At 58.5% G+C, this 14037-nt stretch carries 15 protein-coding genes; 14 read left to right on the top strand and 1 reads right to left on the bottom strand.

Annotated features, from left to right (window positions below; translation table 11 throughout):
* The first annotated feature begins 265 nt into the window (after positions 1-265).
* The 5 genes from JX325_RS06640 to tuf all read left to right on the top strand — a co-directional run bounded on the left by JX325_RS06640 (position 266) and on the right by tuf (position 5086).
* Positions 266-499, top strand: coding sequence for a ribosomal L7Ae/L30e/S12e/Gadd45 family protein (locus JX325_RS06640; protein WP_204790372.1), 234 nt, complete (start codon positions 266-268; stop codon positions 497-499).
* A gap of 90 nt (positions 500-589) precedes the next feature.
* Positions 590-1006, top strand: coding sequence for a 30S ribosomal protein S12 (gene rpsL / locus JX325_RS06635; protein WP_204790371.1), 417 nt, complete (start codon positions 590-592; stop codon positions 1004-1006).
* Between the two features lie 146 nt (positions 1007-1152).
* The gene (gene rpsG / locus JX325_RS06630; RefSeq protein ID WP_204790370.1) at positions 1153-1623 is read left to right on the top strand and encodes a 30S ribosomal protein S7; all 471 of its coding nucleotides are present in this window, start codon (positions 1153-1155) and stop codon (positions 1621-1623) included.
* Between the two features lie 23 nt (positions 1624-1646).
* Entirely contained in the window at positions 1647-3749 is a 2103-nt protein-coding gene (fusA, locus tag JX325_RS06625; protein ID WP_204790369.1) for an elongation factor G, read from the top strand.
* A 134-nt stretch (positions 3750-3883) separates the two neighbouring features.
* Positions 3884-5086, top strand: coding sequence for an elongation factor Tu (tuf, locus tag JX325_RS06620; protein WP_204790368.1), 1203 nt, complete (start codon positions 3884-3886; stop codon positions 5084-5086).
* Between the two features lie 49 nt (positions 5087-5135).
* Here tuf and JX325_RS06615 read toward each other — a convergent pair whose 3' ends face one another.
* Complete coding sequence (locus JX325_RS06615) at positions 5136-5600, bottom strand: DUF4830 domain-containing protein (protein WP_204790367.1); 465 nt, start codon at positions 5598-5600, stop codon at positions 5136-5138.
* 107 nt (positions 5601-5707) lie between these two features.
* Between JX325_RS06615 and JX325_RS06610 the strand changes: the two genes are divergently transcribed.
* The 9 genes from JX325_RS06610 to JX325_RS06570 all read left to right on the top strand — a co-directional run.
* Positions 5708-6430 (top strand): pseudouridine synthase, encoded by a 723-nt coding sequence (locus tag JX325_RS06610; RefSeq protein ID WP_243413959.1) that lies wholly within the window; start codon positions 5708-5710, stop codon positions 6428-6430.
* Between the two features lie 156 nt (positions 6431-6586).
* Positions 6587-7678, top strand: coding sequence for a CdaR family transcriptional regulator (locus JX325_RS06605; RefSeq protein ID WP_204790365.1), 1092 nt, complete (start codon positions 6587-6589; stop codon positions 7676-7678).
* A 242-nt stretch (positions 7679-7920) separates the two neighbouring features.
* On the top strand, positions 7921-8634 hold the full coding sequence (gene ftsE, locus JX325_RS06600; RefSeq protein WP_204790364.1) for a cell division ATP-binding protein FtsE: 714 nt from the start codon (positions 7921-7923) through the stop codon (positions 8632-8634).
* Positions 8627-9508, top strand: a complete 882-nt coding sequence (ftsX, locus tag JX325_RS06595; protein WP_204790363.1) for a permease-like cell division protein FtsX — start codon at positions 8627-8629, stop codon at positions 9506-9508. Before ftsE ends, ftsX begins: the two co-directional genes overlap by 8 nt.
* A gap of 10 nt (positions 9509-9518) precedes the next feature.
* Positions 9519-10757: a murein hydrolase activator EnvC gene (locus JX325_RS06590; RefSeq protein ID WP_204790362.1), complete on the top strand. Its 1239-nt coding sequence runs from the start codon at positions 9519-9521 to the stop codon at positions 10755-10757.
* A 135-nt stretch (positions 10758-10892) separates the two neighbouring features.
* A complete protein-coding gene (locus JX325_RS06585) occupies positions 10893-11570 on the top strand; it encodes a hypothetical protein (RefSeq protein ID WP_204790361.1) in 678 nt (225 codons plus the stop codon).
* A 100-nt stretch (positions 11571-11670) separates the two neighbouring features.
* Positions 11671-12144 carry a transcription elongation factor GreA gene (gene greA / locus JX325_RS06580; RefSeq protein WP_204790360.1) on the top strand — a complete coding sequence of 158 codons (474 nt, stop codon included), beginning with the start codon at positions 11671-11673 and terminating at the stop codon, positions 12142-12144.
* A 24-nt stretch (positions 12145-12168) separates the two neighbouring features.
* Positions 12169-13662 carry a lysine--tRNA ligase gene (gene lysS / locus JX325_RS06575; protein WP_204790359.1) on the top strand — a complete coding sequence of 498 codons (1494 nt, stop codon included), beginning with the start codon at positions 12169-12171 and terminating at the stop codon, positions 13660-13662.
* 65 nt (positions 13663-13727) lie between these two features.
* The coding region (locus JX325_RS06570) for a hypothetical protein (protein ID WP_204790358.1) at positions 13728-14037 on the top strand (310 nt) is incomplete at its 3' end.

The raw sequence follows: 14037 nt of genomic DNA, 5'->3' as shown, positions 1-14037 counted from the left end.
GGGCCGGGAAGGGCTCTCAGCGCTTTTGTTACGCTTTTTATCCCGCTCACTTCACGGTCCTGGCCCTGATCGGCTTCCTCAAGCCGCCACTGGTGTGAGCGGAGCCGGGGAAATCCCTGGAAAAACAGGAAAATCAAAATCTTTTTGGCAAAAACGCTTGACGGCTGGGAGAGGTCATGCTATAATGCCTACTTGCGCGGACCTGAAGTCCGTGAATTTTGCCGTGCGCTCCTCAGCGGAAGCGTCGCTGGAGGAGGTCAGTCCCATGGAGCCTGAAAAGCGGGTCGTCGGCGTGAAGCAGTCCCGCAAGGCCATCCGAGAGGGACGGGCCCGCCGGGTGTTCCTGGCCGGCGACGCCGACCCGGCGCTGACCAGGCCCATCGCCGCCGAGTGCGCCGCCGCCGGCATCCCCGTGGAGACGGAGCGGACCATGGCCCAGCTGGGCCGGGCCTGCGGGATTTCGGTGGGAGCCTCCGTCGCGGTGGAGCTGACGGATTGAGCGCGTGAGAAAATTTTGGTTTTTACGGAATAGCCCACCGGCTTTCTGTAAAACATATAAAGCAAAAATATGAAAGAAAGGAGAAATTCAATGCCTACTTTTAACCAGCTGGTCCGGAAAGGAAGAGAACAGGCTTCCTACAAGTCCAATTCTCCCGCCCTGCAGTTCGGTCTGAACACCCTGAAGACCAAGACCACCAATCAGCCCTCCCCTCAGAAGAGAGGCGTCTGCACCGCTGTGAGAACCGCGACCCCCAAGAAGCCTAACTCCGCTCTGCGTAAGATCGCCCGTGTGCGCCTGACCAACGGCTACGAGGTCACCGCCTATATCCCCGGCGTGGGCCACTCCCTCCAGGAGCACTCCGTGGTCATGATCCGCGGCGGCCGTGTCAAGGACCTCCCCGGCGTCCGCTACCACATCATCCGCGGCACTCTGGATACCCAGGGCGTGTCCGGCCGGATGCAGAGCCGTTCCAAGTACGGCGCCAAGCGGCCCAAGTCCAAGTAAGGACAACCCCAACGAATCACTTTGCCGAACAGGCATTTTATATAAATGCGGGGCGTTGCCCTTCGGCAGAGGCATTCACGGAAGGCTGAGATACGCCTTTTGAGTACCTATGAGATCATAGAATCATTATGAAGGAGGGAAGCATAGTGCCTAGAAGAGGTAATGTTCCCAAGAGAGAAATTCTGCCCGACCCCATGTACGGCTCCGTGCTGGTGACGCGTCTTGTCAACAACGTGATGCTGGACGGCAAAAAGGGCGTGGCGCAGAAGGTGGTCTACGCGGCCTTTGACCAGATCAAGGAAAAGACCGGCAAGGACCCCGTTGAAGTGTTCACCCAGGCCATGGACAACATCATGCCCAGCCTGGAGGTCAAGGCCCGCCGTGTGGGCGGCGCCAACTATCAGGTCCCCATGGAGGTCCGTCCCGCCCGGCGCACCACGCTGGGCCTTCGGTGGCTGACCACCTATTCCCGCGCCCGGAGCGAACGCACCATGGCGGAGCGTCTTGCCGNCGAGATCATGGTCGCCGCCNANAACAGCGGAGCNGCTGTGAAAAAGCGCGAGGACATGCACAAGCAGGCCGAGGCCAACAAGGCTTTCGCGCACTTCCGCTGGTAAGCTAGTTAGGAGANAAATCAAGTATGCCGAGAAAAACATCGCTTGAAAACACCAGAAACATCGGCATTATGGCTCACATCGACGCGGGCAAGACCACGACCACGGAACGGATCTTGTTCTACACCGGCGTGAACTATAAAATCGGCGAGACCCACGACGGAACCGCCACGATGGACTGGATGGCCCAGGAGCAGGAGCGCGGCATTACCATCACGTCCGCCGCCACCACCTGCTACTGGTCTGGTTCCAAAAACCAGTTCAAGCCCACCCGTATCAATATCATCGACACCCCGGGCCATGTGGACTTCACNGTGGAGGTGGAGCGCTCTCTGCGCGTTCTGGACGGCTCTGTGACCGTTCTGTGCGCCAAGGGCGGCGTGGAGCCCCAGTCCGAGACCGTGTGGCGTCAGGCCGACACCTACAAGGTCCCCCGGATGATCTACGTCAACAAAATGGACATCATGGGCGCGGACTTCTACAACGTGCTCCACATGGTGGAGGACCGCCTGAAGTGCAATGCCGTGCCCATCCAGCTCCCCATCGGCAACGAGGAGACCTTCAAGGGAATCATCGACCTGGTGGAGATGGACGCGGATATCTATTATGACGACCTGGGCAAGGACATGCGGGTGGAGGAGATCCCCGCCGACATGGTGGACCGTGCCAACGAGTACCATGAGAAACTGATGGACGCCGTCTCTATGTTCGACGAGGAGATCATGGAGATGTATCTGGACGGCCAGGAGGTTCCCCAGGACAAGATCCGTGCCGCCATCCGCAAGGCTACTATCGCCAACGAAATGGTCCCCGTCACCTGCGGCACGTCCTATAAAAACAAGGGCGTGCAGAAGATGCTGGATGCCATCGTGGACTATNTGCNTTCTCCCANCGACGTTCCCGCCATCAAGGGCGTCAACCCCAGCACCGAGGAAGAAGAGGAGCGTCCCTCCTCTGACAACGAGCCCTTCTCCGCCCTGGCATTCAAGATTGCCACGGATCCTTATGTGGGCCGCATGTCCTTCATCCGTGTCTATTCCGGCACGCTGAACACCGGCACCCAGGTGCTCAACTCCACGAAAAAGCAGAAGGAGCGCATTGGCCGCATCCTCCAGATGCACGCCAATCACCGGGAGGACATCGAAACCGTGTACGCGGGCGACATCGCCGCGGTCATCGGCCTGAAAAACTCCACCACCGGCGATACCCTCTGCGACGAAAAGCACCCCGTCATTCTGGAGTCCATGGAGTTCCCCGAACCCGTTATCCGGGNGGCCATTGNNCCTAAAANCAAGGCCGGCCAGGAGAAGATGACCATGGGCCTCATCAAGCTGGCGGAGGAGGACCCCACCTTCAAGACCTACACCGATGAGGAAACCGGCCAGACCATCATCGCCGGCATGGGCGAGCTGCATCTGGAGATCATTGTCGATCGCCTTCTCCGGGAGTACAAGGTGGAGGCCAACGTGGGCGCGCCCCAGGTTGCCTATAAGGAAACCATCAAGAAATCGGTGGAGCAGGACACCAAGTATGCCCGCCAGTCCGGCGGCAAGGGCCAGTACGGCCACGTCAAAATCCGCGTGGAGCCCAACGAGTCCGGCAAGGGCTACGAATTTGTCAATGCCATCGTGGGCGGCGCGGTGCCCAAGGAGTATATCCCCGCTGTCGACGCGGGTATCCAGGGCGCTATGAACGCGGGCGTCATGGCCGGGTTCCCGGTGGTGGACGTGAAGGTCACCCTGTACGACGGCTCTTATCACGAGGTCGACTCCTCCGAGATGGCCTTTAAGATTGCCGGTTCCATGGCCTTCAAGGANGCCTGCCGCAAGGCGGGAGCCACGCTGCTGGAGCCGATCATGAAGGTTTCCGTCATCGTCCCCGACGAGTATCTTGGCACCGTGATCGGCGATTTGACCGCCCGCCGCGGTCAGATTCAGGGACAGGAAGCCCGTCCCGGCGCCCAGCAGGTGGACGCGCTGGTGCCTCTGGCCAACATGTTTGGCTACGCAACCGACCTGCGCTCCAGCACCCAGGGCCGCGGCCAGTACTCTATGGAGCCCCACAGCTATGAGGAGATTCCCAAGAGCATCGCGGAAAAGATCGTGGAAACCCGGGTGAAGCCCAACTGACCTTTGGAAAAGCCCTGGACCAAATTGGGAAAAGGGGATTGATTTTCCAGTTGGAATACTGTAGAATAGACATTGCTGATTATCGTTTCGCAATGCCCAGACTGCAACCGAACATGAATTAGGAGGATTTTCAAATGGCTAAGCAAAAGTTTGAAAGAAACAAACCCCATGTAAACATTGGCACCATCGGCCACGTCGACCATGGCAAGACCACCCTGACCGCCGCCATCACCAAGTGGCTGTCCCTCCAGGGCAAGGCCGAATTCGAGGCTTATGACAGCATCGACAAGGCTCCCGAGGAAAAGGCCCGTGGTATCACGATCAACACCGCCCACGTGGAATATGAGACCGAAAAGCGGCACTATGCCCACGTCGACTGCCCGGGCCACGCCGACTATATCAAAAACATGATCACCGGCGCTGCTCAGATGGACGGCGCGATCCTGGTCATCGCCGCCTCCGACGGCCCCATGGCCCAGACCCGTGAGCACATTCTGCTGGCCCGCCAGGTGGGCGTGCCCGCCATCGTGGTGTTCTTGAACAAGTGCGACCAGGTGGACGACGAGGAGCTGCTGGAGCTGGTGGAGATGGAAGTCCGTGAGCTGCTGAGCACCTATGAGTTCCCCGGCGACGATCTGCCCATCATCAAGGGTTCCGCCCTGAACGCCCTGGTGTCCGATTCCAGCGATCCCGCCGCTCCCGAGTATGCCTGCATCAAGGAGCTCATGGATTCTGTTGACGACTATATCCCCACTCCTCCCCGCGACGACTCTCTGCCCTTCCTGATGCCTGTCGAGGACGTGTTCACCATCTCCGGCCGCGGCACCGTCGCCACCGGCCGTGTGGAGCGCGGCCAGCTGAAGCTCAGCGAAGAAGTCGAGATCGTGGGCCTGGCCGACGAGACCAAGAAGACCGTCGTCACCGGCATCGAGATGTTCCACAAGCTGCTGGACTTCGCCGAGGCCGGAGACAACATCGGCGTTCTGCTCCGCGGCATCGACCGCAATGGCATTGAGCGCGGTCAGGTTCTGGCGAAGCCCAAGTCCATCAACCCCCACACCAAGTTCAAGGGCCAGGTCTACGTCCTGTCCAAGGAAGAGGGCGGCCGTCACACCCCCTTCTTCAACAACTATCGTCCCCAGTTCTACTTCCGTACCACCNACGTCACCGGCGTCATCTCCCTGCCCGAGGGCACCGAGATGTGCATGCCCGGCGATAACGTCGAAATGTCCGTGGAGCTGATCACCCCCATCGCCATTGAGAAGGGCCTCCGCTTCGCTATCCGCGAGGGCGGCCGCACCGTTGGCTCCGGCGCTGTCACCGACATCGCTGAGTAATTTCCTGNGCATAAAAAGGACTGCCGTTTTTCGCGGCAGTCCTTTTTTCTCATTCCCCCTTTTGAATGAGCGGCTCTTGAAATCCCCTGGCTCCGGAGGAGCAGACGTCTCCGGCCACCGGCGCGTCCTCGCAAATGTAAAGATTCGCTTGCACGCCCTCAGCCTGGCCCGGGTAATTTGTGACGGTGTAAGTGCAGCGGCTTATCTGCTTGCCGCAGCAATTTGTCAGGTCGAAGCCTTGGCTGAGCTGAAGCTCGTTGTAAGAGCGGTAGGGCTCTTCCAGCTCCGCAGGCAGCAGGAATTGCAGGGTTTCGATAGGCTCCGGCTCAACCTCCCAGCCTAGAGAGCGCAGATAGGCTATTCGCTCCTCATTGGTTGACAGCGTGGGCAGTGGAACTTCCGGCTCTTCCGGGGTCCGGCCGGTCAGGACAATCAGCGCCGCCATAACCACGCCCATGAGGACGACGGCGGCGACGGCTTTCTTTCGGGAAAATTTTGCGGTCCAAATCAACATGTCAATCCCTCCTGACAGTTCCTTATTCATTTTTTCATAAAAATATGCTACAATTAAACAAGCAATCAAAGGGCCCATGCAAAAGGGCCGGAAGGGGGAGTAACGCCGTGGAACAGCAGCGGCTGGATAAAATCATCGCCTCCACGGGAAAATGGTCCCGCAGGGAGGCGAAAGAGCTGGTCCGCCGGGGATTGGTAACGGTAAACGGCGCCGCCGCTCTTTCCGTAGAAGAAAAGNTTGACCCGGAGGAGGCGGCGATTCATGTGAACGGAGAGCCGCTGCTCTTCCGCCGTTATACTTGGGTTATGCTGAATAAGCCCGCCGGATTTCTCTCCGCGACCGAGGATGGGCGGGGGAGGACGGTTCTGGAATTGCTGCCCCGGGACCTTCAGCGGCAGGAGCTTTTTCCCGTAGGCCGTTTGGACAAGGACACCGAGGGCTTGCTGCTGCTGACGAATGAGGGAGGCTTGGCCCATGCCCTCCTTTCCCCAAAACGGCATGTGGACAAAGTGTACTATGTCCGGACGTCTGGCCGTCTGACAGAGGAAGACTGCCGGGCTTTCGCTGCCGGAATGTCCCTGGCGGATGGACTTCAATGCCTTCCCGCCGGGCTGGAGATTCTTACGGCTGGGGAAGAGAGCGAAGCGCGGGTAACCCTACGGGAAGGAAAGTTTCATCAGATTAAGCGGATGCTGGCGGCGAGAGGAAAGCCGGTAGCATACCTCGAGAGGGTGCAAATGGGCGATTTGCCCCTGGACCCGGAGCTTCCCCGGGGGGCATTTCGCTTTTTGACTGAGGAGGAGATTGCAAAACTGCGTGCCCTTGTGTAGTTCTGAGAAAAAGTCCGAATACTTACCAAAAAGGGAATGAGTTTTTTGTTGAAAAAAGAAAAAACATCTTGCAATTTGGTGAAGTTGACGATATAATAGGGATGTTGAAAAAATGGTATCACTGCTTCCCCGGTATTTTAGGTGAGGAGGACGGCCATGTCTGGAAGAATTTATCAAAATGTGGTATTGCAGTTGAAGGAAAACACGGACCGCACGATTGGAGTCATTGATGGGGAAGGCGTGGTCATTGCCTGCAGCGAGCTCTCCCTGATCGGCCAGCGGTGGACGGAGTATGTCCCAGTGGTAAACAATGCCGCCGGCGCGCTGATCTCCTCCGAGGGAAAAACCTTTAAGGCCTTGAACGGCTGGGGGAATCAATTTGACTACGCGGCGTTCGCCTTTGGGGAAAACGACGTGAGCAAAGCGGTGTGCTCCGTGGCCACGGTAGCGCTGAACGCGGCCAAGGCGTATTATGAGGAAAAGCATGACCGGGGGTCTTTCATCAAGGATATCATCTCTGACAACATCATGCTGGGCGATATCTACATGCGGGCCAAGGAGCTGCGGGTTACCGCCGATGTGGCCCGGGGTGTGTTCGTAGTCCGGGCTTTGAAGAAAGGGGAGTCCGTTCCCACCGACGTGGTGCAGGCTATGTTCCCTGACCGGCAGAACGATTTCGTGCTGAACATCGGCGACGGGGATGTGGTCCTGGTCCGGCAGATGCCCGAGGGAGCGGGCTTCCGGGAGCTGAATAAAATCGCCTCCTCCATTGAGGAAAGCCTCCGCTCCGGCACGGAGAGCACCGTGGTCGTGGGCATCGGCACCATCGCCACCCATCTGCGGGATTTGGCCAAGTCCTATAAGGAGGCCCAGATTTCCATTGACGTNGGCNAGGTTTTCGACACGGAAAAATATGTCATTAACTACGAGAACTTGGGCATCGGCCGCCTGATTTACCAGCTGCCTACCACCCTTTGCGAGATGTTCCTTCAGGAGGTCTTCAAGAAGAACCCCATCGACGCCCTGGACAAGGAGACCCTCTTCACCATTCACCGCTTCTTCGAGAACAACCTGAACGTCTCCGAGACGGCCCGGAAGCTGTTCGTGCACCGGAATACCCTGGTCTACCGGCTGGAGAAGATCAAGAAGCTGACGGGCCTGGACCTGCGGGAGTTCGACGACGCCATCACCTTCAAGGTGGCGCTGATGGTCAAGAAATACCTGAACTCCCGGGGCATTGATTCCTGATAAGAGCCTGAGCGGCGGACCTCTGTCCGCCGCTTTCTTGTGTGCCGCCGGAAGGCTGTTCCTGGGAAATGAAATGGTATTATCATTTTTGAGAATTCGTGATAAAAGATACACGAAGACTACCACAATAGTTTGGCGGCGCTCCGCATTGACTGAGCCCGTGGTTTATGCTACAATTATATCCGAATTTTGTCGGCTGCCCCCGCCTCTCCCAGTTTTCGACGCCATTTGGAGGTGCCTCTATGTTAGAATCAGAAAGCGCCCTCATTGAATTGAAGGACGTGGAAATGGAATACGACAACGGAACCAAGGCCATCCGGGGAATCTCCCTGCGGATTGACCCCGGCGAATTTGTCTTCCTGGTGGGCCCCTCCGGTTCCGGCAAGTCCACCATCATCAAGCTGCTCACCGGCGAGGTGGAGCCCAACGCGGGCCGGGTTCGGGTCAACGGCTTTTCCACCCGGAACATTTCCGAGCGCCAGATTCCCCTGATGCGCCGGACTCTGGGGGTCATCTTTCAGGATTTCCGCCTGATTGAAAAAAAGACGGTTTATGATAACCTGGCCTTTGTCATGCGGGCCGTGGGNGNCTCCGCCAAGGAGAGCCGGAAGCGCATTCCCTACGTGCTGGAGCTGGTGGGCCTCGAGAAGAAGGCCTACAGCTACCCCGACGAGCTTTCCGGCGGGGAGCAGCAGCGGGTGGCCATTGCCCGGGCCCTGGTGAACAACCCGGCCACCATCATCGCCGACGAGCCCACCGGAAACCTGGACCCGGAGCGGTCCCTGGAGCTGATGGATTTATTGGTGAAAATCAACAAGCTGGGCACCACCANGGTGGTAGTAACCCATGAGAAAGACCTGGNGGACCACTTCGGCAAACGGGTGGTCACCATTGATTCCGGCCGTGTGGTCAATGACAGCGTCGGCGGCTATGTGGGAGGACGCATTCATGTCTAAGCACAATTTCGGATATTTTATCCATGAGGGCGTCTCCAACATGTTCAGCCATGGGTTCATGAGCTTCGCCGCCATCGGCATCACCGTGGCGTGTCTTCTCATCATGGGGACCTTCACCCTGGTGGCGGTGAACGCCAACGGGCTTATGAAGGACCTGGAACGGGAGAACGAGATGCTGGCCTTTGTGGAGGAGGACTTCGCGGAGCCCANGAACNTCCAGAGCAAGCTGGCGGCGATTNCCANTGTGGCCTCCNTTACCTTCATCAGCCGCCAGCAGGCCATGGAGCGGTTTGTAGAGCAGTATCCCGACGAGGAAATGTTCCAGGACCTGGACCCCAACATTCTGCGGGACCGTTTTTCCATTAAGGTCGCGGACCTGGAACGCATCTCGCAGACGAAGGCGGCAGTGGATGCGGTGGACGGCATTGCCTATGTCAACGCCTCTGAGGAGATTGCCGGTGGCTTCATCACCCTGCGGAATGTGGCGACTGTGGTCTGCGTGGCCCTGATTGCCATTTTGTTCCTGGTGTCCGTGTTCATCATCTCCAACACCATCCGCCTCACCACCTTCGACCGGCGGGAGGAAATCGCCATCATGCGGATGGTGGGGGCTACCAACGGCTTTATTCGCTGGCCCTTCGTCTATGAGGGCTTCCTCATGGGCTTCCTGGGGGCCTCCGTGGCTTTCTTGATGGAGTGGGGCCTCTATGAGGCCGTGGCCCAGGGAGTCAGCACCAGCGACGCTATGCAGCTCATCGAGGTAATCCCCTTCAAGGAGCTCCGGGGCCCTGTGGCGGGCTCCTTCGCGGGGGCGGGCATCTTCATCGGCGTGGGGGGCAGCCTTTCCGCCATTCGGAAGTACTTACAGGTCTGAGGAGGGCGGCATGAAACGAAATTGCAGANGGTTTCTCCTCCGGTCCTTGCCGCTTCTGGCCCTGGCGCTGTGCCTGCTTCTGGCGGACCTGGCTCCCGCCGCTTCGGCGGTGACCCAGGCGGACATCGACGCGCTGAAAAGCGACGCCAAGGGCCTGGCTCAGGAGAAAAAGGATATCCAGGCCCAGATTGACAAGCTGTCCTCCGATATCAGCACTACCATGGAGCGCAAGCGCCTCCTGGACGGTCAGATCGGCGTAACAGAGCAGGAGATCGGCAACAAGGAAGAGGAAATTGCCACCTATGAGGATCTGATTGCCCAGACGGCGGCGGAGCTGGCGGACGCGGAGGCCAGGGAAGCGGCCCAGTATGAGCTTTTCTGCAAGCGGGTCCGGGCTATGGAGGAGCAGGGGAAGGTGGAGTACTGGTCCGTGCTGTTCCGGGCCAACAGCTTTTCGGATCTCCTGGGCCGCCTGGACGTGGTGAACGAGATCATGGAGTATGACCAGCGGGTCATTGACGATTTGAAAATCCTGCAAGCCCTTACCGCCGAAAAGAAAGCGGAACTGGAGGGGCAGAAAACCGCCTCTGAGGAGGCCAAGGCGGAGCTGGAGGCCAAGAAGCGGGACCTGGATTCCCAGCGGGACGCGGCCAACGCCCTGGTGACAAAGCTCCGCCAGCAGCAGCAGGAGCAGGAAAACGCCCTGGACGACCTCTCCGAAGAGGAGGAGCAGGTCCAGGCCCGGATCAAGGCCCTGATTAAGAAGATGGAGGAGGAGGAAGCGGCCCGGCGGGCCGCGGCGGGCCAATCCGGCCCCACCTCCAATCCCGGCGGGTATATCTGGCCGGTAAATAGCCGCTATGTTACCTCTACCGTAGGCGGCCGGGCCTCTCCCGGCGGCATCGGCTCCACGAACCACAAGGGAACCGACATCGGCCGGGTAGGCTACAACAGCAGCATCTACGCCGCCAAGGCGGGACAGGTTATCATTTCCGAGTACTCCAAGTCCTACGGGCATTATGTGGTTGTTTACCACGGCGCGGGCAACACCACCCTATACGGCCATATGAGCAGCCGGAAGGTCAGCGTGGGCCAGCAGGTAAAGCAGGGCGACGTGCTTGGAATTACCGGCTCCACGGGAAATTCCACCGGCCCTCACCTCCATTTCGAGATCAAAGAAAACAATACGATTATCAATCCCATCGCCAAAGGCTACCTCACCGGGGCCACATTTGCAAAGGACGCTTGATTCCGATACATATTCCGGCCTCCCGCCCCATATCATGGGGCGGGAGGTAGTGCTTTTATGGTAGGTTACTTAGCCTTGACGGAGTCCAAGAGGGGACAAAAAAGCGTTCAGATAGAGGAGCGCTTTGTGCTCAAGATGCGTTTTTTACAGGCGGAGATTATACAAAGCCCCCATGGGGCGGTTCTGCGCCGCCGCTGTGTGGCGGCGGGAAAGAAGCTGCGAAAGCGCGGCGTGACTCAGGTGGTGCTGCCGGAGGAGTTCCCCTTCCGGGAGCTGCTGTTGAAATGCGGCCTGCGGCCTGTAGCCACCCTGGCCCTGCGGCGGGCCTTGGCGGCGGACTGGGTCCGGGTAGGGCTGACGGAGAAAGGCTGCCCGGTAGCCGGGGCCCGGGTGGCGGTGTCGGCGGCGGCGCTGACGGGGGAGGCGGTGCGGACCGTGACGGAGCTGTGCCTCCGGCACCGCTATGTGCTGCTGGACCTGCCCTACGGCGGGGAGGAGCTTTGCCGCCAGCTCCGGCGAGAGTACGGCGTGTCGCTGCTGCTGGGCCCCTCCAAGGACCAGATGGAGGGGGCGGAAGCCCTGGTCCTGTTCGACCCCAGGACGGATTTGTCCCTGAAAAATCCCGTGGCCCTGCGGCTCTATGACGAGGGTCAGGCCCTGCCGCCGCTGTCTCTGCCGCCGGAGGCGGAGGAGGCCCTGCCGCATGGCGCGGACCGGGGCCAGCTCCTGGCGGTCCTCCGGGAAGCGGGGGTCTTGAAGCGGGAGCAGATCGTTCTGGGGACAGGGAAGGCTGCCGCGGGCGGAGAGGCTTGACATTCCCGAAGTCCTTCTATATAATATCATCTTGTAAAATTGTGCCCTGGGAAAATTCGACTCCCGNCGTGAGGCATAATGAAGAAAGGAACCGTCCGATATGGCAAAAGAATACAAGATGAGTCAGGCTCGTNACGACGAGCTGCAGGAGGAACTGAACTACCTCNNGACCACCCGGTCCGACGAGGTGGCGGAGCANATCAAGGTNGCCCGGGGCTTCGGCGACCTCAGCGAAAACAGCGAATATGACGAGGCCAAAAACGAACAGGGCAAGCTCTATTCCCACATTGCCGAGGTGGAGGAAATTCTCCAGCACGCCGTCATTGTGGACGAGAGCAGCAACACCGATGTGGTGGCCATCGGCTGCAAGGTAACGGTGGAGGGACCCGACGGCAAGCCCATGCCCACGCCGTATACCATTGTGGGCTCCCAAGAATCCGACCCCATGCACGGCATTATCTCCGAGGAGTCCCCCTTTGGAAAAGCCCTTATCGGCAAGAAGGAAGGGGAGACCGCCGTGGTGGAGGCCCCCCGGGGGAATATCCAGTATAAGGTTTTGAAGATCGNGCGCTGAGCATCGTCAGGGAAGGAGAAAAGCATGGCAGAACAAATGAAAAAGCCCGAGATGGACATGGGCGAGCAGACCAGGGTCCGCCGGGAGAAGCTGGCGGAGCTCCAGGCGGCGGGGGAGGACCCCTTCCAGCTGACCCGCTTTGACTGGGACGCCACGTCCCGGCAGATCAAGGAGAACTTCGACGCCATGGAGGGCAAGCCCGTCAAGGTAGCGGGCCGCCTCATGAGCAAGCGGGGCATGGGGAAAGTGAGCTTCTGCGATTTGCAGGACAAGGACGGCCGCATTCAGCTCTATGCCCGCCAGGACGAAATGGACGAGGCGGTCTATAAGAAATTCAAGAAATTCGATATCGGCGATATTGTCGGCGTGGACGGCGAGGTCTTCCGCACCCAGCGGGGGGAGATGAGCGTCCGGGCAAAGAACATCACCCTGCTCTCCAAGTCCCTGCTGCCTCTGCCGGAGAAGTTCCACGGCCTCCAGGACAAGGAGCTCNGCTACCGCCAGCGCTATGTGGATCTGATGGTGAACCCGGATGTGAAGAGCAACTTCCTGGTCCGGTCGAAGTTCATCAAGCATGTGCGGGACTTTATGGACGGCCGGGGATATATCGAGGTCGAAACGCCTGTGCTGAACACCATTTCCGGCGGTGCTACCGCCCGGCCTTTTATAACCCATCACAACACCCTGGACATCGACATGTATATGCGTATTGCCACCGAGTTGCCTTTAAAGCGGCTGATCGTGGGCGGTATGGACCGGGTATATGAGATCGGCCGCATCTTTCGCAACGAGGGCATGGACCCTAAGCATAACCCAGAGTTCACCACCATTGAGCTGTATCAGGCCTACGCGGATTTTAATGATATGATGGACCTTTTTGAGGACCTGCTGTCATCCGCTGCCCAGAAGCTGCTGGGGACTTATCAGGTACAGTGGCAGGGTGAGGATATTGATTTGACTCCTGGCTGGCCTCGTATGCCCATGCATGAGGCGGTGAAGCAGTATTGCGGCATCGACTTTATGACAATCGGCTCGGATGAGGAGGCGGTCGCCGCCGCCAAATCCATCGGCGTAGAACTGCCGGAAACAGCGGACAAGACCTGGGGCAATGCTCTGTATGAGTGCTTTGATCAGAAGGTGGAAGAAAAGCTGATTCAGCCTACTTTTATCACGATGCACCCTGTGGATGTCTCGCCGCTGGCAAAGCGGTCTCCCAAGGACCCCCGGCTCACCGAGCGGTTTGAGTTGTTTATCTGCCACAGTGAAATGGGCAATGCCTTCTCCGAGCTCAACGATCCCATTGACCAGCGCCAGCGGTTCCAGAAGCAGGTTGAGATGCGGGCCAAGGGAGACGATGAGGCTGGTATGATGGACGAGGATTTCCTTACGGCTCTGGAATACGGCATGCCTCCTACTGGCGGGTTGGGCATTGGCATTGACCGATGCGTCATGCTGCTGACCGGGGCGGATACCATCCGGGATGTGATCCTGTTTCCCACGATGAAGCCGCTGGACTAAATTCTGACATTAAATATTTGGAGAAACGGCTGTTTCGAAGAAAGGAATGGAGAAAATAACCTGATTTGTTGCAAAGCAAGAAGCGCGTTTTTGAGTTTTACGACAGATTTGCGACAAATGAAAAGGATTTGGTATGGCAGAAGAAGTACCAGCCTCATGGCTGGTACTTCTTACTATATTGCGGTACCACAACAGAGAGTGCGCATCCGCTGGTGATCAGACGGCAGCACCATCCAAGCCTGGCTGCAAAGCCGTCAATTTTGCCGAGGCCATTCCAGTATTATGGAGCCACGGCGTCTAATGTCATTAAGCTAGCCGCGAAGAAAGAAACGGCAGAAGGCAATAGGATTCCGAAGGAAATCCAGAAGGAACTTA

Source organism: Oscillibacter sp. CU971 (genome assembly GCF_905219725.1).
Taxonomy (GTDB): Bacteria; Bacillota; Clostridia; order Oscillospirales; family Oscillospiraceae; genus Oscillibacter.
The sequence above is the reverse complement of the archived record's forward strand: the minus strand, read 5'-3'. Positions and strand labels throughout refer to the sequence as shown.

Bases quoted from the DNA above. Each gene is read 5' to 3' on its own strand.
- JX325_RS06585 (WP_204790361.1), top strand. From the start codon at position 10,893: ATGCGTTTTTTACAGGCGGAGATTATACAAAGCCCCCATGGGGCGGTT.
- JX325_RS06615 (WP_204790367.1), bottom strand. From the start codon at position 5,600: ATGTTGATTTGGACCGCAAAATTTTCCCGAAAGAAAGCCGTCGCCGCC.
- rpsL (WP_204790371.1), top strand. From the start codon at position 590: ATGCCTACTTTTAACCAGCTGGTCCGGAAAGGAAGAGAACAGGCTTCC.
- JX325_RS06640 (WP_204790372.1), top strand. From the start codon at position 266: ATGGAGCCTGAAAAGCGGGTCGTCGGCGTGAAGCAGTCCCGCAAGGCC.